The organism is Granulicatella sp., assembly GCF_057274575.1.
Map to the genome: position 1 here is coordinate 15,563 of NZ_DBHISP010000001.1, position 22,558 is coordinate 38,120.

Here is a 22,558-nt window from a genome sequence, read left to right on the forward strand (position 1 = left end):
CGATATTCGTTTAGAGCGGTACTATAAATTACTACATGCAATCAAGAAATGCTTAAGGAGATTCAAATGTCTAAAAATAAGACTTACACCTCAGATGATGTCCTTGCAATGTGTAAGGAGTACATGAATGAGAAGCACATTCAATTTATAGAAAAAGCGATTTATTTCGCAACCTTCGCTCATAAGGAACAAGTGCGTAAATCAGGTGAAGCGTATATTGTTCATCCTATCCAAGTTGCTGGGATTCTTGCGGAATTAAAGCTGGATCCTGATACTATTGCAACAGGGTTTCTTCATGATGTTGTTGAAGATACGGGTTTTAGTATCGATGATATTGAGTATGAGTTTGGAAAAGATGTAGCATTTCTTGTAGAAGGTGTCACGAAATTAGGAAAAATCAAATATAAATCTCACGCAGAACAACAAGCGGAGAATCACCGTAAAATGCTTCTTGCGATGGCTAATGATTTGCGTGTGATTATGGTAAAACTAGCTGATAGACTACATAATCTTCGTACATTAAAATTTCATAAACCTGAAAAACAAAGAATGATTGCTGAAGAAACGCTTGAAATTTATGCACCGCTAGCGCACCGTCTGGGGATGAATAAAATTAAATGGGAATTGGAAGACACATCTCTTCGATATTTAAACCCACAGCAATATTATCGTATTGTTCATCTCATGAATTCGAAACGTGATGAACGTGAAGAGTACATTGAAACAACAATTGAAAATATTAAAGAAGCGACTAAAGATTTGGAAATTGAAGCGGTCATTTATGGACGTCCAAAACATATTTATTCCATTTACCGTAAAATGAAAGATCAAAAGAAACAGTTTAGCGAAATTTATGATTTACTAGCCATTCGTGTATTAGTCGACAGCATTAAAGATTGCTACGCTGTTCTTGGGGCGATTCATACAAAATGGAAACCAATGCCAGGTCGTTTTAAAGACTATATTGCTATTCCAAAAGCGAATATGTATCAATCCATCCATACAACGGTAATTGGTCCTGGTGGCCGACCAGTGGAAATTCAAATCCGTACCTTTGAAATGCACCAAGTAGCTGAGTACGGGGTTGCTGCTCACTGGGCTTATAAAGAAGGAAATAAAGAAAAAGTTACGAACGATCCATTGCAAAAACAATTAGATTGGTTTAAGGACTTAATCGAACTGCAAAATGAAACTAAAGATGCCAAAGACTTTATGAATAGTGTAAAAGGAGACATCTTCGGAGATAAGGTTTATGTCTTTACGCCAAAGGGAGATGTATCTGAGCTTCCTTTAGGTTCTGGACCACTTGATTTTGCTTATAATATTCATACTGAGGTTGGTAACAAAACAGTAGGGGCCAAAGTCAATAATAAGATTGTTCCATTGAACTATCAGTTAAAGACTGGGGATATTGTAGAGGTATTGACGTCTGCCAATTCATTTGGACCTTCTCGTGACTGGATTAATCTTGTTTATACAACACGTGCGAAAAATAAAATCAAACGTTTCTTTAAGTTACAAGATCGCGATGAAAATATTATCAAAGGACGTGAGCTACTCGAAAAGCAAATTACAGAGCTTGGATTTAATTTCAAGGACTTTATGACAAAACAAGGTATGAAAGACATTGCTGCTCGTTTCAACTTTGGAACGGAAGAAGATTTGTTAGCATCAATTGGTTTTGGAGAAGTCTCTTATCAAACAGTTGCTAATAAGATGACCGATAAAGCTCGTAAAGAAATCGAGGATCAAAAAGTTGTTGAAACTGCTTTTGAGAAAACGACGACTCAAGGACAGAAGAAAGAAAGTCAAAAGATGAAAATTCGTCATGAAGGCGGCGTGATTATTGAAGGAGTAGACAATCTTCTTATTCGCTTAAGTCGTTGTTGTAATCCAGTTCCCGGGGACGACATTGTTGGTTATATTACGAAAGGTCGAGGAATTTCTGTTCATAGAAAAGACTGTCCGAACGTTCAACTACCTGAGAGCGAACAAAATCGCCTGATCGAAGTGGATTGGGAGGATGCTGCTAACACAGGGCAACAATACGATACGGAACTAGTTGTTGAAGGATATAACCGTAATGGATTATTGAATGAAGTCTTGAATGTTATCAACAGTACGACGAAATCACTAAACTCAGTTAACGGGAAAGTTGATGCGAATAAGATGGCGACAATCTCCGTCAATATCGGAATTATGAATACGCAACAATTAGACTTTATTGTGGATAAGATTAAACAAATTCCCGATGTTTACAGTGTACGTCGTGTGATTTCATAGGAGGAGTTCATGAGAATAGTATTACAGCGAGTGAAGTCCGCGAGTGTATCGATTGAAGGATCCGTTGTTGGTGAAATCAATCAAGGCTTCCTCTTATTAGTTGGTGTAGGTCCTGATGATAATAGAGATGATGCCTCCTATTTAGCTAGAAAGATTGCTGGAATGCGTATCTTCAGCGATGAGAATGGAAAAATGAATTTATCGATTCATCAAGTCGGAGGGAAAATTTTATCCGTTTCGCAGTTTACACTGTTTGCAGATACAAAAAAGGGGAATAGACCTTCTTTTACCGGTGCTGCCAGTCCAGAATTAGCGAATCAGCTCTATGAAGAATTCAATGATATTCTTCGAACCGAGTATGGTTTAATGGTTGAAACAGGTGAGTTCGGAGCGGATATGCAAGTCAGTCTTGTGAATGATGGGCCAGTAACGATTTTACTCGATACAAAAAATCAATAAAAAGAAAGCACAGGACTTCTCCTGTGCTTATTTTTTTATCAAATGATTATGGACGTTTGTTTTCTAAGTCTGTTCTTACGACTAAAACGTCACAAGAGGCATTTCGAATCACATATTCAGAAACCGAACCAATGAAGAGACGTTCTACAGCATTTAATCCGGTAGCTCCCATCATGATAAGGTCTATATTGTAATCCTTTGTCAGTTGTTTAGAAATGACCACTTTAGGCGAACCATATTCAAGTACTGTTTCAACATCTGTAAAGTTATGAGATTTAGCATAATCAACATATTCAGCAAATAAGTTTTCGGCTTGTTTACGAATTTCATCTGAAAAATTTCCTTCAAATCCAGTAGGTGTTTGAAGAGAACGAGTATCGATGACATGTGATAATAGAAGCTTCGCATGATTTCGTTTGGCCACTTCAATGGCTTTGTCAAAGGCTAGTTTAGCTTCCTTAGAACCATCAATTGGAACGAGAATTTTTTCATATTCATGAAACATAAAATCACATCCTTATTCTTGATATTCTTATTATACACCTAAATGAAGGGAATGAAAAGGGAACCAAAAAGGAAGAAAATAGGAATTTAGGTAAAAGAAAAACCACTCACGAAGAGTGGCCTAAAGTTAATAACTTTATATAGATTTCCAACGATGCCGTTTGATGTATTTGTTAGTTTGAACCCGCATCTAAAGCAGGTGGGCTTCTATGTATTACTTCCTAACTACCAAGTGAAAAGGCTTGTTATCAGTAACATCAATCTGAATCCCTAAAAAGTCGTAAATTGTTCGGTCAACACTTAGTAAATACCGCGCACATCTTAGATCTCTATGTCATTATAGTAGCACATGAATAGGGGAATTGCAATAAAATTTTGGTACCGATTTCTTAAGAAATCACTAATTATTTTGACGATACTTTTGGTATTGTTTCATCAAGGCTTCCTCGTAGGAAGAGGTTGGTTCTGCCTTAAAATATTCCTCATTTTTAAGAGCATCTGGCAAGTATTGTTGCTTTACAAAATGTCCTGGGTAGTCATGAGGATATTTATATCCAATGCCACGTCCTAATTTTGAAGCACCAGAATAATGAGCATCTTTTAAGTAGTTTGGAATACTTATTGCACGACCTTTTCGAACATCCGATAAGGCACTATCAATCGAACGGATAGCGGTGTTTGATTTCGGTGAAAGGGCTAGTTCGATAATGGCATTTGCTAGTGGGATTCGTGCCTCTGGCAAACCTAGACGCTCTGCAGCTTGAACTGCTGATACTGCGCGAGAAGCTCCTTGAGGATTTCCTAGTCCAATATCTTCGTAAGCAATGACTAAAAGACGTCTCATTAAACTTGTTAGATCTCCGGCTTCTATTAAACGAGCAGCGTAATGCAAAGCAGCATTTACATCTGAACCGCGAATGGATTTTTGAAGAGCAGAGATGACATCGTAATGGTGATCTCCGTCCTTATCGTAGGAGAGTGCCTTTCTTTGGATGCATTCTTCAGCGATTTGGATCGTAATATGAATTATCCCATCTTCACCAGGTTCAGTAGACTTTGCCGCTAGTTCAAGTGCGTTTAGGGCACTTCTAACGTCACCGTTGGTAGTACTTGCAAAGTGATTTAAGGCTTCTTCTGAAATGTTTAAATCAAGTTTTCCTAATCCGCGTTCTTCATCTTTGATAGCCTTTAAGAGTGCTTTTTTAATATCATCTGAAGAGAGTGGTTTGAGTTCGAAAATTTGTGTACGACTGCGAATCGCTGGATTAATCGAAATATATGGGTTCTCAGTTGTAGCACCGACTAAAATAATTCGACCGTTTTCTAAATGCGGTAATAAAAAGTCTTGTTTTGTTTTATCGAGTCGGTGAATTTCGTCAAGTAGTAAAATAACACTACCCGACATCTTTGCTTCTTCAGCAACAATTTGTAAATCTTTTTTTGTATCGGTTGCTGCATTTAGTTGTCTAAAGGTAATTTTCGTACTACCGCTAATAGCACTTGCAATACTGGTTTTTCCAGTTCCTGGAGGTCCATATAAAATCATAGATGATAATTGTTTAGCCACAACCATGCGATTGATAATTTTTCCAGGAGAGACAAGATGCTCTTGACCAATCACTTCTTCAATCGTACGAGGTCGCATGCGGTAAGCGAGCGGTTGGTGGTTCATTTAAGCTCCTCCTTATATTTCTTTATGTTTAGTGTATCATAAGTTAAAATAATGATATAATAGGAAAGATTAAAACAACTTATTAGGACAATAAATAGACATTCCGTATAATAGTATTGTTTGAAAGTGAGGAGAATTAATGGTGAATTACTTAGATTATGCAGCAACAACACCGGTTCATTCGGAAGTGTTAAAAGTGATTACAAAGGAAATGGCTTCTTTTGGAAATCCATCTAGTGTGTATCGCATTGGTCGTGAACAGAAACAAAAAATCGAACGCGTGAGAAAAGCTATTTTAAAAGAACTACAAGCCTCTCCACACGATGCCGTTATCTTTACTAGTTCAGGTTCTGAAGGAAATAACTTAGTATTTGAAAGTATTCGAAAACATTTTGCAAAAGAAAAAGGTCATATTATTGTTTCTGCAGTGGAGCATCCATCTGTTAGTAAATCAGCTGAGTTTTTAGAACAGGAAGGTTTTGATGTAACGTATTTAGCTCCGAATAGAGAGGGAAGTATTGAGGTGTCAGCGGTTGAAAAAGCTCTTAGAGAGGATACTCGTCTTGTTTCTATCATGACCGTTAATAATGAAACAGGTGCCCGTTTTCCAATCGAAGAAATTGCAGCTCTTTTAAAGGAAACTCCTACTTATTTCCATACAGATGCCGTTCAAGCCTTTGCGCAAGAACCATTAAAAGTTGAGGGGATTGATTATTTAACAGCTTCTGGGCATAAGATTTACGCCCCAAAAGGAATTGGATTATTATATAAATCAAAAGATGCTCCTATTCACGCTTTAATTAAGGGTGGCGGACAAGAGTTAGGGTTTAGAGCAGGAACAGAGAACGTTCCTTATATTTTAGGTCTAGAAAAAGCAATACAAATCGTTGTAAATAATAGAGACGATTTAGTTCAAACATATGAAGAGTTACGTGAGTACCTCGTTGCTAGATTAACTCAAAAAGGCATTGCATTTGAGATTAATGGTTTGCCTAATCCAAAGAATCCACATATATGTAACCTCTGGATAAAAGGAAGAAAAGCAACGCAAACGTTAATCTTTAATGATTTGAAAGATGTTTCAGTATCTGCTGGATCTGCCTGTTCAGCTGGAAGTGTGCAAATTAGTCCGGTATTATCTGCTATGTATCCGGATGAATCAAGTCGTCTTGAAGAGTCCATCAGACTTTCATTTGGAATGGGGACAACGAAAGAGGATATTGATGCATTTGTGGATGCTCTCTGGTAAAAGAGAGCTTTTGTTTAAAGGTAAAATATGTTAAACTAATTTTGTAGAAAAAAAAGAGGAGAAACGTATATGGCATTTACACCAACTGCATCATTAAAAGGGTCAAACCAAGTATTTTCGGTTAGTCCAACATGTAAAGGATACACATTACGTGATAATGGCTTTACAGAGACAAAATCTGGGAATTTTCAACTAATTCGTAGTTTAGATAATACCATTGATGATCATCGTGGCTTAAAATTAAAAGTGATGGTTGACAAAGATAAAAAATCATTAAAAATTTCAACGGTTACTAAGAATGGTCTTCAAACAGTAGATTTGTATGGAAAATCAAATACAGCAATGGCTGTTGAAAAATTGGAATTCATTTTAGAAGGCTTAGTAGAACGTGGAGTTCTAGAAGTAACAACGAAATAAGGATAAAGAAAGAGAGACAGTTCAATTTGAACTGTCTCGTTTATCATGCACGGGCAGAGTACCCTATGGACTGTTATTCGACTTCTGGTAGCGGTTTGAATTGTGCTACGAAGCTCAAGGTATCGCCAAAATAAAGATTCTCGCTAGGAACTTCATATAGCTCCTGCATTCTCTTGCTTAAAGAATATGGAAGATTAGTTGAATCTTTTTCATACTTCGTAAGCGTATCTTTGTTTATTTTAAGATATTTGGCGGCCTCTAACAGTGTTAAATTACGATTAACCCGTGCTGCTCGTAAAGAGATCATCATACACCTTCGCCCCCTTTTTCTCAATATAATTATAGTGAAAATGAAATCGTTTGTCAAAAGCACAACTGGGCAAAAATCCCAGTACTATCGCATTTTCAATGACTTTCAAGCAATTTTTTTGAAAAATTAAAAAATAAATTTAAAAATAAGGATAAATCTGACAACTCGACCTTCAAATCGACTAGTTCAGGAAATAAAAAGAAATGATGGTGAAAAAATGAGTAATGAAAAAATTAGGGTTGTTGTTGGCATGAGTGGAGGAGTGGATTCTTCCGTAACAGCTCTCTTATTAAAAGAGGCTGGGTATGATGTCATCGGTATTTTTATGAAAAACTGGGATGATACGGACGAAAATGGTGTCTGTACGGCAACAGAAGATTATAAAGATGTTGCTGCCGTTGCAGAACAAATAGGAATTCCATATTATTCAGTAAATTTTGAAAAAGAGTACTGGGACCGTGTGTTCGAATACTTCCTTCGCGAATATCGTCTAGGACGTACACCAAACCCAGATGTGATGTGTAATAAAGAAGTGAAATTCCAAGCATTTTTAGATTATGCGATGCAATTAGGAGCAGATTATGTTGCTATGGGACACTATGCTCGTGTAGAAAAAGACGAGAACGGAATTGTTCACCTATTAAGAGGAAAAGATAATAATAAAGACCAAACGTATTTCTTAAGTCAATTGAATCAGAAACAATTGGAAAGAGCGATGTTTCCTATTGGTCTTTTAGAGAAGAAAGAAGTCCGTGAGATTGCTGAAAAGTATAATCTTGCAACAGCAAAGAAAAAAGATTCTACTGGAGTGTGCTTCATCGGAGAACGTAATTTCAATGAGTTCTTATCAAATTATTTACCAGCAAAACCAGGAAAAATGGTGACACTTGATGGGGAAGTTAAAGGTGACCACGCAGGACTGATGTACTATACGATTGGCCAACGCCAAGGCCTCGGCATTGGCGGAGGAGGAAAGACAAATGATCCTTGGTTTGTGATTGGAAAAGACTTGTCGACAAATACTTTATATGTAGGTCAAGGCTTCCATCATCCAAACCTTTATTCAGATAGCTTAACGGCTACGGAGATTCAATTTACAAATGACTTACCAAGAGAGAATACTTTCGAATGTACCGCTAAATTTAGATATCGTCAGCAAGATACAAAAGTCAAAGTCGTATTAGATGAAAACGACCCAACACTTGCAACGGTTATTTTTGATGAACCAGTCCGCGCGATAACTCCCGGGCAAGCTGTTGTCTTTTATAACGGAGAAGAATGTCTTGGTGGAGGAATTATTGATAAAGCGTTTATGGAAGGAAAAGAACGTCAATACGTTTAAAATTCTAAAGAAAGGAGATAACCAATGAGTGAGGCTAGCTATATTGTTGGAGAAGTACTAACAACATTTTTTGAAAATGCTCAAAATTTTTACAAAGTTTTGCTTGTTCGTGTGATTGAGTCAGACTGTGTATCAGTAGATGACGAGATTGTTGTTACAGGTATTTTTGGCCAAATTCATTCGGATATTTCTTATCATTTTAATGGAAAAATTGTCTCTCATCCAAAATACGGAGAACAGTTTCAAGCGGATAATTATCAACAAACACAACCTACTGGGAAAAGAGGCCTTATTCAATATTTTTCAAGCTCTCATTTTCCAGGGATAGGTGAGAAAACAGCCGAAAAAATTGTTGAAAAATTAGGAGAAAATGCCCTAGAACGGATATTAAATGACGGCAATTCTCTAAATGGAATTACAGGATTAACGAAAAAGAAAAAGGAAATGATTCGTGAAGTTATTACTCAAAATCAAGGAACAGAAAAATTAATGTTTGAGTTAACGAATTTAGGTTTTTCTCCTTCTATCGCGCAAAAGATTATTGGAATGTTTAAAGACAAAGCTAAACAGATTTTAGACGAAGATCCTTATCTGTTGTTACAAAAAATTGAAGGTCTTGGATTTAGGCGGATGGATAGTATTGCACAATCAATGGGAATTGATCCCGATGATGCTTCGAGATTAAAAGGCGCCTTGTTTATTGTTACTAGAGACTTTTGCTACCAGACAGGCGATACTTATATTTCAAGTGAAGTCTTAATTACTCAAGCACAGCGTTTGTTAGAATCCTGTCAGAATTATTTAATTGATCCTGAAAAATTGGTAGACGCTTTAAATGATTTAATTCGAGAAGGTGTCGTTTATTCAGATGAAAGTAGAATTTCTATTGCTTCTCTTTATTATGCAGAGCTTGGAATACGAAATGCAATTTCTAGAAGGGTGACTAATGAAAAAGACACTCTTTCTAAAGAATCCATTAACGAAGCGATTCAAAAGACCCAAGAAAAATTTGAAATCATTTATGATGAATCCCAAAAAGAAGCCATTCATCAAATTATGAATGAACCGATATTTGTATTAACAGGTGGACCTGGCACGGGAAAAACAACGATTATAAATGCTGTGATTGATGTCTATTGCCAATTGAATGAAATTCAAGATGTAGAAGACGCTCTAGTTTTAGCAGCTCCGACAGGGCGTGCGGCTAAAAGAATGAATGAACTCACGGGATTTCCTTCATCAACAATCCATCGTTTGCTTGGGATTGCTATTGATAGTCCCGAGGAAAGTTTTGAGGATAAAGAGATTAATGGTGAATTTTTAATCATTGATGAAATGTCAATGGTGGATACGTGGTTAATGAATCGTGTGTTAAAGGCTTCTCCGGATCGTTTGAAGATATTGTTAGTCGGTGATAGTAACCAATTGCCTTCGGTTGGACCAGGTCAAGTCCTTACAGATTTACTTGAAACAAAATGTATTCCTTCAATGGAGTTGAAACGGATCCATCGTCAGACAAAACAATCTTCTATTGTAGAATTAGCTCACTGTATTAAAGATGGGTTTTTACCGAATAATTTCGCCCAAAAACAGCTAGATAGAAGTTTTCTACCCTGTACTCCGGAACGTCTTGTGTCAATTATTGAACAAGTAGTGGTGGTAGCTTTGAAAAAAGGATACACGAAAAAGGATATTCAAGTATTAGCTCCTATGTATAAGGGGGATTCTGGAATAAACGCCATTAATCAAATGATGCAAGAAATATTAAATCCGAAAATTGGAAATAGTGTTCGTGAGGTGGAATCGTTTGATAGAGTGTTTCGTGTTGGAGATAAAGTTCTCCAATTGGTGAATTTGCCTGAGGAAAATGTCTATAATGGAGATATAGGAGAGATTATAGCAATTCAATTTGCAAAAGAAAATGAAGAGCAAGTAGATAAGATATATGTCCTATTTGACCAAAAAGAGGTGGAGTACACCAGAACAGATTGGCAACAATTAACTTTAGCCTACTGCTGTTCCATTCATAAGGCGCAAGGCTCCGAATTTAAAATGGTGATTCTCCCAATGGTCAATCAGTATTCTAGAATGCTACAAAGAAATCTACTGTACACAGCAGTTACTAGAAGTCAACAGTACTTAATTTTATGTGGAGAGGCGGGTGCCTTTCAAAAAAGTGCGACCACCATTTCTCCTAAAAGAGCAACTTTTTTACAAGAATTCCTTAGAGATTTGAGTACAAATACTTTTGAGGAGTTTGAAGAAAAAATTATAGAAGACAAGAATGATACTCAATCATTTATTGTTGAGGAGTCGCATGCAAAAGAAAACCTCGTGTTAAACGTAAGAATGATCGATGAGGATTTAATTTCACCGATGATTGGAATGGAGGATCTTTCTCCATATGACTTTATGAAAAGAAGTTAGAATTTTTTCTGACTTCTTTTTTGTTTTTCCAGGAATCAATTGATATCTGTCCTTGATATAAGGTAAAATGGATACGAATGATTATGAAAGAAGGACAGCAAATGAGTAGACAAAAACATTTTTTAGTATCAGAAGATGCTGTACCACCGGTTTTTTCTAAAGTCTTGCAAGCAAAGGAATTACTTGCCACTGGACAGGCAAAAGATGTAACTGAAGTTGTGAAAATGGTAGGAATCTCCAGAAGTGTGTACTACAAATATTATCGTAAAGTCCAAGGGTTCTCTTCTGTGAACGCAGGAAGAAAAGCCTCTATAAATATTCATATGAAAAATATTAGAGGGACACTAACGAAAACACTAGATGTATTTGCAAGTCGAAATATGAATATTTTAACGATATTCCAAGGTTTAGCCATCCATAGTGTTGCGGTTGTTCAAATTATGATTGATATTTCTGAAGCAACTGTTAGTGTAGAAGAAGTATTGAAAGAAATCAGCTCATTAGAGAATATTATTTCCGTTGAGCTCCAAAGTATTGAATAATGACAATGAAATTTTTAGATTTTTTAAAATATCATCATATTAGGGTTCTTATTTTTGATAAGGATGGGACGCTTACAGATACTTCTGCATTATGGTTGGAGCCTACTTTACAAGTCATTGAAGCTTTATTAGTGAGAAACGGAATGCGTTTAAATGAAGAGAAAAAGAGAAATTTATATGATAAGCTGGGAATTACTAGGTCTGGAATAATTGAAAATGGTGTCATTTCATCCGGAAGCGTTCGAGACATGTTAGAAGTGATTTCTCAATTTGGAGAGTTTGATATTGAGGAGAATTACCGGTTTACGGTTCAATTTTTTTATCACTATATTATTTCCAATCCGGATAAAATTATTGCTCTGGGGAATATTAAAAAGACTCTTCAACAGTTAAAAGATTTAGGTTTTACATTAGCTTTAGTAACAAATGATTCAAATCTACCAACTAAAGCGGTATTAGAAGTATTGAAAGTAGAATCTTTATTTGATTTCATCGGAACGACTGATGAGTTTCCTTCTAAACCAGCAATTAACGCATTAGAGGTAATCTCGAATGAGTTCCACGTATTATTTCATGAAATGATTTATATTGGTGACTCTTCGGTTGATGAGGAGTTTGCTAGTCATACAGCAGGCTTTGTAGCTGTTGTGAATAACGAAGATAATGAGAATCGTTTTAAAACCGCATTCTTTAAAGTAAATTCCATTGAGGAGTTAGTAAAGGAGAAATAATGGAACTTACTACTCATAAAAATTATAAAATAAAACATTTACTAAAAATATTGATTCCTGTGTTAATCTATCAGTTAGCAAATTATTCAGCTCAATTTATCGATGCAGTAATGACGGGACGTTACAATGAGGTCCATTTAGCTGGGGTTTCGATTGGAGGAAGCCTATACTCACCGTTCTTTACGATGTTGACAGGGATAGTCTCTGGGTTAGTTCCAATCGTTGGCCAATATTTAGGTCAAAAGAAAAAAGAAAAGATTACAGAAGTCATGCGTCAATATTTACTGATTGGAGTATTTCTTGCTTTTCTATTATTTCTTTTGAGCTGGACATTTTTGAAGCCCACTCTAGGGATTATGAATTTAGAGTTGTCAGTAGAAATGATTGCGTTTGAGTACTTATCCTGGTTATCTCTTGGTTTAGTACCTTTACTATTATTTAGCGTAATGCGATCATTTGTAGATGCTTTAGGGTTAACCAAACTTTCAATGCTATTGATGATTTTAGTGGTCCCGTTGAATGTCTTTTTTAATTATTCTTTGATTTATGGTCAATTTGGTTTTCCAGAAATGGGAGGGCCAGGAGCGGGGCTGGGGACTGCTTTGGCTTATTGGGGGCTTTTATTCATTGCTTATTTTGTTTTTAAATGGCACTCAGAATTAAAAAAATATCCCATTTTTAGATGGGAAGGAATCCGTTTATCCTTATGGAAGGAACCTTTTAAAATTGGATTTCCCATTGGATTATCGATTTTTGCAGAAGTTGCTATATTTTGTTTTGTAGGATTGTTAATGGCTGGATTTGGAACAACGGTTATTGCAGCTCACCAAGCTGCTATGAACTTTGCTACATTAATTTATGCTTTTCCTATTAGTATTTCTACCGCTTTAACAATTATTGTATCCTTTGAAGTTGGACAAAAAAATATTTTATCAGCGGTTCAATATAGTAAGATTGGGATTTTGACATCTTTTATCATCGCAGTTGTGACACTTGTATGTCTAGCGATAAATTTGAATACCATTGCAAGTTTTTATGGAAGTGAAGAGGAGTTTATTAAATTAACCATTCAGTTTTTAGCATATAGTTTACTTTTTCAACTATTTGATGCTATCGCTGCTCCTATACAAGGAATCCTAAGGGGATTTAAGGATGTCCAAATGCCATTTATCTTGTGTTTAATTGGATATTGGATTATTGGGCTACCAATTGGTTTTCTTTTACATTATGGTTTTAATTTTGGTCCATTTTCATATTGGATAGGATTAATTTTGGGCTTAATGTCCAATTGCGCGTTTTTAGTCTTTCGTCTAAAAAGAGCTGTTATTAAAAATAAAATTAATAGAGGTGGAAATAATGTATCATACACCAAATGATGATTTTAATAATGAGGAAACTTTTCCTTCAAAAGAGAATGTAAAATCTGAGTATAAGAAAGATATTTTATCAATTGCAAGAAGACTATTAATTTATTTTGTAATCTTTTTCTTCTTTAGTCTTTTAGGAAGAGCTGTATTAAGACAAATGCAATTATATTCGAAATATTATTATTTACTGATAGATACTAGCTTTGTTTATACTATTACGGCTGTATTTTTATACATTGGTGCGTTTGTTGGCCTTATTGCTTGGGTCGTTAAAACTAAATTCCCATTTAAACGGATTTTTGAACATGTTGCTCCTAAGAAAATGACTTTAGGAACTTTCTTCTTAATGTCTGGTTCCATTTTTGGGATTCGTTTCGTTTCTAAGTTCATTCTAATGGGGATTGATAAATTATTTACACAAATAGGTATTCCAGTTTCTCTTTTAGGAGATTCTTCACCAGATATTACGAGTAGTATTGTATTTGTACTTTATTTAGGCGTTGTTGCTCCATTTGTTGAAGAAGTTATTTTTAGAGGTTTTATTGGATACCGAATGGAACGTTACGGGAAAATATTTGCGATTGGTTTTTCTGCAATGATTTTCTCTTTATTCCATGCAAATTTATCACAAGAAATCTTTACGTTCTTCTTAGGAATTCTGTTAGCCTATATTGCATTTGAGTATGGATTCCAATGGGCAGTAGCGTTTCATATGATTAATAACTTTATTTTTGCAATTATTGTGGATGTTTACATTTCTCCTGCCATTGTGATAGACAAATATCCACTCCATTCAATTTTAGAACTTATAGGATTTGTTCTATTAATTTATATTTTATTTACAAAATTCTCAGAGATTAAAGCTTATATTAGTGAGAATCATGCCTTTAAAGGCATTGGGTTCATCACTTTCACTAAGTGGCAAATCGTTTTATATACTCTAGTGATATTGTATTATTCAGTCGGAATTTACTTTATCCCACGTGGATTCTAGGAGGGTTACAATGAATACAATCTATTTAGAAGATACTGTATTTACTACTTTAAAGGAACACCCAGAAGTAAAGGATTTGTTAGTGGAAATCGGGTTTACACCCTTAAATCAACCACAAATGGTACAAACGGTGGGAAGAATAACTAGTCTAAAAAAAGGGTCAAAGATTGCCAAAATTCCACTAACTACCATTGTAGAAACTCTTGAAGCAAATGGTTATATTGTTAAAGAAAGCAGGGATTAGATGGCTAAAGAAGATTACACTATGGAAGAACGTCAAGAAATTCTAAAAAATCTAATGCTCAGACTTCACGCGGGTGAAGATAAAGAAGTTATTCAAGAAGAGTTCAATGAAGTGTTTGACGAGATTTCTCCATACGAGATTCAATTGATGGAAAGAAACTTAATGAGTGAAGGTATTACTTTTGCTGAAATCATGAGTTTATGTAATGTTCATGCAAATTTGATGGGGGCTAAAGTGAATACGCAAACAACAGTAGCTGACTTTGAACAACCAGGACATCCAGTTCATGTGATGAAAATGGAAAATTTGGCTATTAGAGGGGCTTTAGATAGAGTGGAGCGGCTCTTAGTCAACTTTCTTGAAACAAAAGATTCTATAATCGAAAAAGGATTAAAAAGACAAATTTCTTTGCTGGATCAGTTTGAAAATCATTATCAACGTAAAGAATATGCGATGTTTCCTATAATGGAAAAAAAGGGAATTACAGCCCCTCCAAAAGTGATGTGGGGAGTTCACGATCAAATAAGAGATTTGTATCGTGATTTCAAAAAAGCTTTGAACGATGGTAAAGAATCCGCTTTGGAAGAATTTCAAATAGCCCGTGACGAAATGTTAGAAATGATTCAAAAAGAAGAGAATATTTTAATCCCGATGGTAGAGCAAGTGTTTCATGTAGACGATTGGGAGACAATAGCGTCTCAGTCACCTGAATATGGATACTGTATCGTTAAACCTGAAAAAGAATGGGCTGTTAAGAAATCATTTTCTCCAGTAAAAGAAGAAACACAAATTGAATCAGAGGGAGATATTCCTTTATCTACCGGTTCGCTTTCGTTAAAAGAATTGAATTTAATTTTAAATTTATTACCGATGGAATTATCTTTTGTAGATGCTGAAAATATAGTTAAGTACTACAACGAAGGAAATGGAGAAGAAAAAATTTTTAAGAGAACCCCGAGTGCAATTGGAAGAGATGTTATTCTGTGCCACCCGCCTCGTGTCCATGAAACGGTTCAAACGATTTTTGAACAATTAAAATCAAAACAGAAAGAAAAAGAAGAAATGTGGTTTAAAACAGAAGATAAAATGGTTCATGTGACCTACCATGCTGTTTGGGATGAAGAAGGGAAATATATGGGATGTCTTGAATATGTTCAAGATATCAAACCACTTGTTAATCATTTTGAAGAAGCTAATATTAAGCGAACACTTTCGTAATTAAAATTGATGTGTTACAATCTTTCTGAAAATAAATTTATACCTAAACGTTATACTTTAAAGGAGTTACAATTTTATGTACACGCAGATGATTCTTGGCGCAATTGCAGGACTCAGTTTATTCTTATACGGGATGCAATTGATGGGCGATGGATTGCAAAAAGTTGCAGGTGAAGGTTTAAAGGGAATCATTCGTAGATTAACAAAAAATCGTTTGATGTCCGTATTAGTAGGGATGTTTGTAACTACTATTATTCAGAGCTCTTCAGCAACGACAGTAATGGTTGTTGGTTTCGTAAATGCTGGTCTTATGACACTGGCTCAAGCGGTTGGAGTTGTCTTCGGTGCCAATATCGGGACGACTATTACAGGGCAAATGGTTTCTTTCAATTTGTCACAATGGGCGCCAATCGTCATAGCTTCTGGTTTAGTAGCCAACATGCTAATGAAAAATCCAAAAATAAAAGAAGCGAGTGAAATCTTTATAGGTTTTGGGATTTTATTTATCGGGATGAGTACATTAAGTAACTCACTAGAACCTTTAAAAGAATTACCTGAATTTACAAACTGGATTTTGCAATATGGTAGCAATCCTTTTATTGGAGTTGGAATCGGTCTGTTAATGACACTTGTATTACAAAGTTCTTCAGCAACCATCGGGGTGTTAATTGCTCTTGCTAGTCAAGGAGTGCTTCCAATTACAACCGCTGTGTTTATCATCTTTGGAGATAACATCGGTACATGTACAACAGCATTAATTAGTAGTTTAGGAACTTCTCGTCGTGGAAAACAAGTGGCCTTGTTCCATTTAATGATTAATATTATTGGTACTATTTACTTCATGCTTTTCCTTCGCGGTATTCTTGTGAATGTTGTTGAGAGCATTGATCCAGGTAACGTGGCTCGACAAATCGCCAATGCGCATACGATTTTTAACATTGTAAATGTGATTGTATTATTCCCATTCACAAATCTTTTAGTAAAATTAATCCAAGTGATTATTCCGGACAGCGAAGAAGAAGAAGAAAGCATTACTCGTTATCTAGATAAACGTATTTTGGTTACACCTTCAATTGCCTTAGAAAACACCATGTATGAATTCGCGGCAATGGCTCAAGAAACGATTCAAGCTCTTGATAATGCTGTAGGTGCAGCTCGTAACAGAGATAAAAAGCTTGTAAAAAAGGCGCTTGAGAACGAGAAAAATATTAACGCCTATGAAAAAGCGATTGTTAAGTATTTAGTGGAAATATCTCAACAAAAAGTTTCCGCAAAAGATCAACAAACTATTGACGAATTATTTAGTACTGCAAATGATATTGAACGTATTGGGGATCATGCTGAGAATATTGCTGATTTTGCAAAATCGATTATCGAACGTGAAATTTTTCTTGATGAAGATACAGTTAAAGAATTAGACGGAATCTATGAGCTTATTAAAAGAGGTTTTGCATTATCCATTGATGCATTATCTACTGGAGACCAAGAGAAAGTCCAACAAGCAATACAAATTGAACGTGACGTTGATAAATTAAAAATTGAAGTACGCGACAAGTATATGAAACGTATGAATAAAGGAATTGCTTCAGCAGAATCTGGAATCTTTGTTATGGATTTACTCAGTAACTTAGAACGTGTGAGTGATCATTTCAGAAACATTGCTGAAACTGTGGAACGTTTAAAACGTCCAGTTATTGTAACTGAATAATTTAATTATCCGTAGACTTTTTGTCTACGGATTTTTTTGTAAAGATGTGGTGATACCGTATACGGTATCACCCTTATAAAGTATAATAAATTTAGGAGGGATGTTTATGGGAGAAACATTTGAGATTGGAGAATTAGTATACGAGCAGATTATAGATTTTCCTTATGATGAGTTAGTAAAAATACTTGCTATACTGACCATTGTTGAAGAAGAAGGGCTTACCCCAGCCGTCTGGGAAAAATGGGGGGAGATAAAGGATAATCGTGAGACTTTAGTTTTCGAAGTATCAAGAAACTTTAGGGAGGGTGTACCAAATGGGCCAATACCAAAAGAGATTATACACAGAGTTAGAGTCTACTTATCCTAATTTTGTATCTGATTTTAATAAAGAATATTCGAAGGAAAAGATTGCCTTGCAGCTAGTTGAGTTGCGCTTGGGAACGGGATTTTCTCAAAGAAAATATGCCAAAGCGAATGAACTGATGCAAAATAAAGTTTCAAATTTTGAAAACGGGAAGAGTAATCCGAGACTATCAACGATTATTGAGCTGGCAGCTAAGAATGGATACAAGGTTGAACTAAAATTTACAAAATAAGGATGAGAGGTAGCTTACAGAAAGCTACCTCATTTTCTTCTTAGTTAGTACAAAGGTTTAAAAAAGAGTGAGAGTATGATAGAATGAATCGAATTCAAAAACAAAGGAGAACGAAATGTTAAAAGTACAAAATGTAAGTCTATTATTTTCAGACCGTAAATTATTTGACGATGTAAACATCACTTTTACACCAGGAAACTGTTATGGGGTTATTGGTGCTAATGGTGCCGGAAAATCAACATTCCTAAAAATCTTATCTGGGGAATTACAACCAACAACAGGTGAAGTGATTCTAGATCCACATGAACGTTTAACAGTCTTAAAACAAGACCACTTCGCATTCGAAGATGAACGCGTCATTGATACTGTGATTATGGGTCATAAGCATTTATATGACATCATGAAAGAAAAAGATGCTATTTACATGAAAGAAGACTTCTCTGATGAAGATGGTATCCGTGCCGCTGAACTTGAAGGGGAATTTGCTGAACTAAACGGTTGGGAAGCTGAAAGTGATGCTTCTCAATTACTACAAGGTTTAGGAATCACTGAAGACCAACACTACAAATTGATGAGCGAATTAGTCGAAGCAGACAAGGTTAAAGTGTTACTTGCACAAGCGTTATTCGGTAAACCAGATGTTCTTTTATTAGACGAACCTACAAACGGTTTGGATGCAAAATCAATCGCATGGTTAGAAGAGTTCTTAATCAACTTTGATAACACTGTTATCGTTGTATCCCATGACCGTCACTTCTTAAATAAAGTATGTACGCATATGGCGGACGTTGACTTTGGTAAGATTAAATTATTCGTTGGTAACTATGATTTCTGGTTACATTCAAGCCAATTAGCTGCGAAATTATTAGCAGACCAAAACGCGAAGAAAGAAGAAAAAATCAAAGAGTTACAAGAGTTTATCGCTCGTTTCTCTGCGAATGCTTCTAAATCAAAACAAGCGACTTCTCGTAAGAAAATGTTGGATAAAATTACTTTGGATGATATTCAACCTTCAAGCCGTAAATATCCATTCGTTGGATTCTCACCTGCGCGTGAAATCGGGAATGACTTATTATTAGTAGAAGGCTTATCAAAAACAATTGATGGCGAAGTCATTTTTGAAAACGTAAGCTTCCAATTATCAAAAGACGATAAAGTAGCCTTCTTAAGCCGTTCAGATATTGCGATTACAATATTATTCAAGATCTTAACAGGCGAATTGGAAGCAGACAGTGGTACATTCAAGTGGGGTGTCACAACTAGTCAAGCGTACTTACCAAAAGATATGACAGATGAATTCTCAAACGAGAAATTAAACATCTTAGAGTGGTTACGTCAATACGCACCAGTAGAGGAACAAGATAACACTTTCTTACGTAGCTTCTTAGGTCGTATGTTATTCTCTGGAGACGATGTTATGAAACAAGTCACCGTTCTTTCAGGGGGAGAAAAAGTGCGTTGTATGTTATCTAAATTAATGCTTTCTAAAGCGAATGTATTATTATTGGATGACCCAACAAACCACTTAGACTTAGAATCAATTACTGCATTAAATGATGGCTTAATCGCCTTCAAAGGTTCATTACTATTCTCAAGTCATGACCATGAATTCATTCAAACAACAGCAAACCGTATTATTGAAATTGGACCAAAAGGCATTGTGGACCGTCTTGGCTCTACTTATGATGAGTTCCTTGAAGATGATGCTGTTCAAGCACGAGTGGATGCTTTATACAATTAATGGATTAGACCAGAAGAGTGAAATGTCTTCTGGTCTTTTTGGTGTTTTTAGTGTAGGATAAGGATATTAGAGGAGGTATTCAAATGACAAAAATTTATTTTGCAAGTCCATTATTTTCAGAAATGGAATTAGCCTTTAACAAAATACTAGTTGATAAGATTCGCAATCAGTTTCCAGGAGTAGAGGTGTATTTGCCACAAGAACAAATGGCGATTAATGACAAGAGCTCATATGCGGACTCAACGATGATTGCACAATACGACACAGATGCATTATTAGATTCAGATTTAATGATTGCTGTTTTAGATGGCGCAGTGATTGATGTCGGTGTTGCAAGTGAAATTGGAGTAGCGTATCACGCAGATATGCCGATTCTTGGATTATACACGGACAGCCGCCAGCAAGGTGCTGATAATCCTCAAAAAATCGCTGCCTTACAAGAGGTAGCAGAATCACAATTTAGCTATGTAAATTTATATACGGTAGGTCTGGTAAAACTTAGAGGAGAGATTGTTTCTAGCAGCGAAGAATTATTAGAAGCCCTAAAAGCTTATTTGAAGGAATCATAAAACTGTAAACTTTTGTTACAACTTTGTAATATAACTGATACGTTCTCCATATGTTCTTCTTGTAAAATAAAGAGTATGTTGGAGAAAGTGTGGTGAATATCGCTTTTGAATAAGATAAAGAAACTGTTTTTGACAATAACAGCATTCTTTTTAGTTGCAGGTCCTTTAGCTCCTTCTGTGTTTGCAGAAGAAACCGATGTGCAAAAATTAGAAGCTCAATTATCGTCAGAACTACAAAAAGTGAATACAAAGTATCAAGAAATTGAAAGTTTAAACCAACAGATTGAATCGCTTCATAAGGAGCAAGAAACACTTTCTGAAAAAGTAAAAACGCAAGAAGCGAAAGTGGAAGAACGAAAAGTGGTTGCTAGTAAAAGATTACAACTGATGCAAATTTCTGATTTAGCAACTTATAGTATCCTTCACTTATTAAATTCAGAAAGTATTTCTGATTTTCTAAATCGTTTATTTGTATTTCAACAGTTTTTCCAATCTGATGAAGAAGTATTGAAGAACTTGGCAGATCAAGTGAATGAGTTAAATCGTTTGAAAACTAAAGCTTCTCAAGCACAAAGTGATTTAGAAACCAAGAAAGAAAAATTAACTTCTGAAAGTCAATCATACCAAAGTTCAATTGAAGGACTTAAGCAGTTGATTGCTGATAATAAAGCAACATTTGAAAAGATGGAGAAGGAAAAGAAAGAAGCAAAAGTAGCTTTTTCACCTTCAATTGCTACTTTAACGAATGATTCTAAACAAACGAATCAGGTAGCGCCATCTACTTCAAGTCAGGATACGACTATTGCTAAACCAGTAGCCGCGGAACCTTCAACGACAACTACTCAAGCAGCTTCTACTACATCAGAGACGCCTACGACTACCTCAAACAGTTCGAGTTCCTCACAATCTAGCGGAAGAACACTACAAGTTGTCGCGACTGGATATTCATATAATGAACCTGGTTTAGGATACTATACAGCAACAGGAATTGATTTGCGCTCTAATCCAACCGTCATTGCGGTGGATCCAAGTGTCATTTCTTTAGGAAGTTTGATTGAAGTTCCTGGTTACGGTGTTGCAATTGCTGGGGATACTGGTAGTGCGATAAAGGGAAATAAAATTGACCTTCATTTCGTTTCTGTCGATCAAGCGAAACAATGGGGAAGAAGAACAGTTACAATCAAAATTTTAAAATAACTGATTTTAAGCTCTCATATTACATGAGGGCTTTTATTGTAGAGAAATTGAGTTAAAATAATTAAGGTTGGGTAATCTGAACAAAAAATGATTAGAGAGGAATAAATAATGATTAAACTGATTGCCATTGATATGGACGGAACTTTATTAAATCAAAGAAAACAATTATTAGAGGAAACTAAGCTATATTTCAAAGATTTTCACAACAAAGGCATTGAAACTTTATTAGTGCTTTGTACAGGCAGGCCTGAAAGTGGAATTCGACCTTATTTAAAAGACTTGGGATATTTAGAAGAAAACCACTATATCATTAGTCAAAATGGTGCGAACATTTATGAGAGTCTAAATGGAAAACGAGTAATGGATGCTTTTCTTGATTCAGAGGAGATTCAAAAATGGATTGAACTAGGCAAGAAACACGGAGTTAGTGTTATGGGGGCGGGTGTTGATTACTATTATTCATTCGACGAAGAACCGACAGAATGGATGGAATTTGACGTGAAAATCGTGAACGGTTCTTTAAAACGAATTTCAAAAGAAGAGTCGTTATCTACTAAGTTTTATAAACTTTTATTACTTGGCGACGGGGAACAAGTCAATGAGTTTGAAAAGGTTATTCCAGAAGAGTGGAGAAACGAATTTTATGTAGTTCGTAGTCAGAAGTATTTAATAGAAGTTCTTACAAAAGGTGTGAATAAAGCTTTTGGATTAGAAAAATTAGCAAATAAGTTAGGCATTCAACCAAGTGAAATCGCAGCAATTGGAGATGCGGCCAATGACATCGAAATGTTGGAATATGCAGGACTTGCGATTGCAATGGGTAATGCCAGCGAAGAAGTAAAAGCTATTGCAGATATCGTAACAGATACGAATGAAAATAATGGCGTCATTAAGGCTATTGACAAATTAATTCAATAAATTGTAAAAAGGCAAAATGTAACATATATGTTACATTTTGCTTTTTCGTTTTTAGTAGATTATGAGATTA

22 protein-coding genes and 1 other RNA gene are annotated in these 22,558 nt (G+C 35.5%); 19 read left to right on the plus strand and 4 right to left on the minus strand.

The features are described from left to right. Positions 1 to 66: 66 nt before the first annotated feature. Together ACO5V7_RS00080 and dtd are read left to right on the plus strand one after the other, a co-directional pair. Positions 67 to 2,283 (plus strand): RelA/SpoT family protein, encoded by a 2,217-nt coding sequence (locus tag ACO5V7_RS00080; protein ID WP_298645668.1) that lies wholly within the window; start codon positions 67 to 69, stop codon positions 2,281 to 2,283. Between the two features lie 9 nt (positions 2,284 to 2,292). Continuing rightward, positions 2,293 to 2,742: a D-aminoacyl-tRNA deacylase gene (gene dtd / locus ACO5V7_RS00085; protein ID WP_485484581.1), complete on the plus strand. Its 450-nt coding sequence runs from the start codon at positions 2,293 to 2,295 to the stop codon at positions 2,740 to 2,742. Between the two features lie 46 nt (positions 2,743 to 2,788). On the opposite strand, the gene ACO5V7_RS00090 is transcribed toward dtd, so the two are convergent. The 3 genes from ACO5V7_RS00090 to ACO5V7_RS00100 form a co-directional block, all read right to left on the minus strand. Continuing rightward, entirely contained in the window at positions 2,789 to 3,247 is a 459-nt protein-coding gene (locus ACO5V7_RS00090) for a universal stress protein (RefSeq protein WP_485484582.1), read from the minus strand. 140 nt (positions 3,248 to 3,387) lie between these two features. Further along, positions 3,388 to 3,577, minus strand: a non-coding RNA gene (gene ssrS / locus ACO5V7_RS00095) — 6S RNA. 69 nt (positions 3,578 to 3,646) lie between these two features. Next, positions 3,647 to 4,918 (minus strand): replication-associated recombination protein A, encoded by a 1,272-nt coding sequence (locus ACO5V7_RS00100; RefSeq protein WP_485484583.1) that lies wholly within the window; start codon positions 4,916 to 4,918, stop codon positions 3,647 to 3,649. Between the two features lie 139 nt (positions 4,919 to 5,057). Here ACO5V7_RS00100 and ACO5V7_RS00105 point away from each other — a divergent pair, with 139 nt between their 5' ends. Together ACO5V7_RS00105 and ACO5V7_RS00110 are read left to right on the plus strand one after the other, a co-directional pair. After that, entirely contained in the window at positions 5,058 to 6,167 is a 1,110-nt protein-coding gene (locus ACO5V7_RS00105) for a cysteine desulfurase family protein (protein ID WP_485484584.1), read from the plus strand. Positions 6,168 to 6,236: 69 nt separating this feature from the next. Then, positions 6,237 to 6,584 carry a cysteine desulfurase gene (locus ACO5V7_RS00110; protein WP_005605379.1) on the plus strand — a complete coding sequence of 116 codons (348 nt, stop codon included), beginning with the start codon at positions 6,237 to 6,239 and terminating at the stop codon, positions 6,582 to 6,584. A gap of 73 nt (positions 6,585 to 6,657) precedes the next feature. On the opposite strand, the gene ACO5V7_RS00115 is transcribed toward ACO5V7_RS00110, so the two are convergent. Next, entirely contained in the window at positions 6,658 to 6,894 is a 237-nt protein-coding gene (locus ACO5V7_RS00115; RefSeq protein ID WP_005605381.1) for a helix-turn-helix domain-containing protein, read from the minus strand. Positions 6,895 to 7,111: 217 nt separating this feature from the next. On the opposite strand from ACO5V7_RS00115, the gene mnmA reads away from it, so the two are divergent. From mnmA to ACO5V7_RS00190, 15 genes are all read left to right on the plus strand, one after another. Next, a complete protein-coding gene (mnmA, locus tag ACO5V7_RS00120; RefSeq protein ID WP_485484585.1) occupies positions 7,112 to 8,236 on the plus strand; it encodes a tRNA 2-thiouridine(34) synthase MnmA in 1,125 nt (374 codons plus the stop codon). Between the two features lie 24 nt (positions 8,237 to 8,260). Next, positions 8,261 to 10,663 (plus strand): SF1B family DNA helicase RecD2, encoded by a 2,403-nt coding sequence (gene recD2, locus ACO5V7_RS00125; protein WP_485484586.1) that lies wholly within the window; start codon positions 8,261 to 8,263, stop codon positions 10,661 to 10,663. Between the two features lie 101 nt (positions 10,664 to 10,764). Continuing rightward, on the plus strand, positions 10,765 to 11,205 hold the full coding sequence (locus ACO5V7_RS00130; protein ID WP_070436755.1) for an ACT domain-containing protein: 441 nt from the start codon (positions 10,765 to 10,767) through the stop codon (positions 11,203 to 11,205). Next, a complete protein-coding gene (locus tag ACO5V7_RS00135; RefSeq protein WP_485484587.1) occupies positions 11,205 to 11,936 on the plus strand; it encodes an HAD family hydrolase in 732 nt (243 codons plus the stop codon). Before ACO5V7_RS00130 ends, ACO5V7_RS00135 begins: the two co-directional genes overlap by 1 nt. Continuing rightward, complete coding sequence (locus ACO5V7_RS00140) at positions 11,936 to 13,312, plus strand: MATE family efflux transporter (RefSeq protein ID WP_485484588.1); 1,377 nt, start codon at positions 11,936 to 11,938, stop codon at positions 13,310 to 13,312. Before ACO5V7_RS00135 ends, ACO5V7_RS00140 begins: the two co-directional genes overlap by 1 nt. Next, on the plus strand, positions 13,293 to 14,297 hold the full coding sequence (locus ACO5V7_RS00145) for a CPBP family intramembrane glutamic endopeptidase (protein WP_485484589.1): 1,005 nt from the start codon (positions 13,293 to 13,295) through the stop codon (positions 14,295 to 14,297). The genes ACO5V7_RS00140 and ACO5V7_RS00145 overlap by 20 nt, the downstream gene beginning before the upstream one ends. A gap of 10 nt (positions 14,298 to 14,307) precedes the next feature. Next, positions 14,308 to 14,541 carry a DUF1858 domain-containing protein gene (locus tag ACO5V7_RS00150; RefSeq protein WP_005605389.1) on the plus strand — a complete coding sequence of 78 codons (234 nt, stop codon included), beginning with the start codon at positions 14,308 to 14,310 and terminating at the stop codon, positions 14,539 to 14,541. Continuing rightward, the gene (locus tag ACO5V7_RS00155; RefSeq protein ID WP_485484590.1) at positions 14,542 to 15,759 is read left to right on the plus strand and encodes a DUF438 domain-containing protein; all 1,218 of its coding nucleotides are present in this window, start codon (positions 14,542 to 14,544) and stop codon (positions 15,757 to 15,759) included. A gap of 76 nt (positions 15,760 to 15,835) precedes the next feature. Next, positions 15,836 to 17,467: a Na/Pi cotransporter family protein gene (locus ACO5V7_RS00160; RefSeq protein ID WP_298645647.1), complete on the plus strand. Its 1,632-nt coding sequence runs from the start codon at positions 15,836 to 15,838 to the stop codon at positions 17,465 to 17,467. Between the two features lie 106 nt (positions 17,468 to 17,573). Beyond that, a complete protein-coding gene (locus ACO5V7_RS00165) occupies positions 17,574 to 17,834 on the plus strand; it encodes a hypothetical protein (protein WP_485484591.1) in 261 nt (86 codons plus the stop codon). Then, positions 17,782 to 18,063, plus strand: coding sequence for a helix-turn-helix domain-containing protein (locus tag ACO5V7_RS00170; protein ID WP_485484592.1), 282 nt, complete (start codon positions 17,782 to 17,784; stop codon positions 18,061 to 18,063). The genes ACO5V7_RS00165 and ACO5V7_RS00170 overlap by 53 nt, the downstream gene beginning before the upstream one ends. 115 nt (positions 18,064 to 18,178) lie before the next feature. Next, positions 18,179 to 19,804 (plus strand): ABC-F family ATP-binding cassette domain-containing protein, encoded by a 1,626-nt coding sequence (locus ACO5V7_RS00175; protein ID WP_485484593.1) that lies wholly within the window; start codon positions 18,179 to 18,181, stop codon positions 19,802 to 19,804. A gap of 83 nt (positions 19,805 to 19,887) precedes the next feature. Beyond that, complete coding sequence (locus ACO5V7_RS00180; RefSeq protein WP_485484594.1) at positions 19,888 to 20,373, plus strand: nucleoside 2-deoxyribosyltransferase; 486 nt, start codon at positions 19,888 to 19,890, stop codon at positions 20,371 to 20,373. 129 nt (positions 20,374 to 20,502) lie between these two features. Next, the gene (locus ACO5V7_RS00185) at positions 20,503 to 21,570 is read left to right on the plus strand and encodes a 3D domain-containing protein (RefSeq protein WP_485484595.1); all 1,068 of its coding nucleotides are present in this window, start codon (positions 20,503 to 20,505) and stop codon (positions 21,568 to 21,570) included. A gap of 108 nt (positions 21,571 to 21,678) precedes the next feature. Continuing rightward, positions 21,679 to 22,488 (plus strand): Cof-type HAD-IIB family hydrolase, encoded by an 810-nt coding sequence (locus ACO5V7_RS00190; RefSeq protein WP_485484596.1) that lies wholly within the window; start codon positions 21,679 to 21,681, stop codon positions 22,486 to 22,488. Positions 22,489 to 22,558 lie beyond the last annotated feature (70 nt).

Excerpts from the sequence above, each read along its gene's own strand:
- mnmA (WP_485484585.1), top strand. The coding sequence starts at position 7,112 with ATGAGTAATGAAAAAATTAGGGTTGTTGTTGGCATGAGTGGAGGAGTG.
- ACO5V7_RS00115 (WP_005605381.1), bottom strand. The coding sequence starts at position 6,894 with ATGATGATCTCTTTACGAGCAGCACGGGTTAATCGTAATTTAACACTG.
- ACO5V7_RS00170 (WP_485484592.1), top strand. The coding sequence starts at position 17,782 with ATGGGCCAATACCAAAAGAGATTATACACAGAGTTAGAGTCTACTTAT.
- ACO5V7_RS00140 (WP_485484588.1), top strand. The coding sequence starts at position 11,936 with ATGGAACTTACTACTCATAAAAATTATAAAATAAAACATTTACTAAAA.
- ACO5V7_RS00080 (WP_298645668.1), top strand. The coding sequence starts at position 67 with ATGTCTAAAAATAAGACTTACACCTCAGATGATGTCCTTGCAATGTGT.
- ACO5V7_RS00130 (WP_070436755.1), top strand. The coding sequence starts at position 10,765 with ATGAGTAGACAAAAACATTTTTTAGTATCAGAAGATGCTGTACCACCG.
- ACO5V7_RS00175 (WP_485484593.1), top strand. The coding sequence starts at position 18,179 with ATGTTAAAAGTACAAAATGTAAGTCTATTATTTTCAGACCGTAAATTA.
- ACO5V7_RS00160 (WP_298645647.1), top strand. The coding sequence starts at position 15,836 with ATGTACACGCAGATGATTCTTGGCGCAATTGCAGGACTCAGTTTATTC.
- ACO5V7_RS00110 (WP_005605379.1), top strand. The coding sequence starts at position 6,237 with ATGGCATTTACACCAACTGCATCATTAAAAGGGTCAAACCAAGTATTT.
- ACO5V7_RS00150 (WP_005605389.1), top strand. The coding sequence starts at position 14,308 with ATGAATACAATCTATTTAGAAGATACTGTATTTACTACTTTAAAGGAA.
- ACO5V7_RS00135 (WP_485484587.1), top strand. The coding sequence starts at position 11,205 with ATGACAATGAAATTTTTAGATTTTTTAAAATATCATCATATTAGGGTT.
- ACO5V7_RS00145 (WP_485484589.1), top strand. The coding sequence starts at position 13,293 with ATGTATCATACACCAAATGATGATTTTAATAATGAGGAAACTTTTCCT.
- ACO5V7_RS00105 (WP_485484584.1), top strand. The coding sequence starts at position 5,058 with ATGGTGAATTACTTAGATTATGCAGCAACAACACCGGTTCATTCGGAA.
- recD2 (WP_485484586.1), top strand. The coding sequence starts at position 8,261 with ATGAGTGAGGCTAGCTATATTGTTGGAGAAGTACTAACAACATTTTTT.
- ACO5V7_RS00190 (WP_485484596.1), top strand. The coding sequence starts at position 21,679 with ATGATTAAACTGATTGCCATTGATATGGACGGAACTTTATTAAATCAA.
- ACO5V7_RS00155 (WP_485484590.1), top strand. The coding sequence starts at position 14,542 with ATGGCTAAAGAAGATTACACTATGGAAGAACGTCAAGAAATTCTAAAA.
- ACO5V7_RS00100 (WP_485484583.1), bottom strand. The coding sequence starts at position 4,918 with ATGAACCACCAACCGCTCGCTTACCGCATGCGACCTCGTACGATTGAA.
- dtd (WP_485484581.1), top strand. The coding sequence starts at position 2,293 with ATGAGAATAGTATTACAGCGAGTGAAGTCCGCGAGTGTATCGATTGAA.
- ACO5V7_RS00165 (WP_485484591.1), top strand. The coding sequence starts at position 17,574 with ATGGGAGAAACATTTGAGATTGGAGAATTAGTATACGAGCAGATTATA.
- ACO5V7_RS00180 (WP_485484594.1), top strand. The coding sequence starts at position 19,888 with ATGACAAAAATTTATTTTGCAAGTCCATTATTTTCAGAAATGGAATTA.
- ACO5V7_RS00090 (WP_485484582.1), bottom strand. The coding sequence starts at position 3,247 with ATGTTTCATGAATATGAAAAAATTCTCGTTCCAATTGATGGTTCTAAG.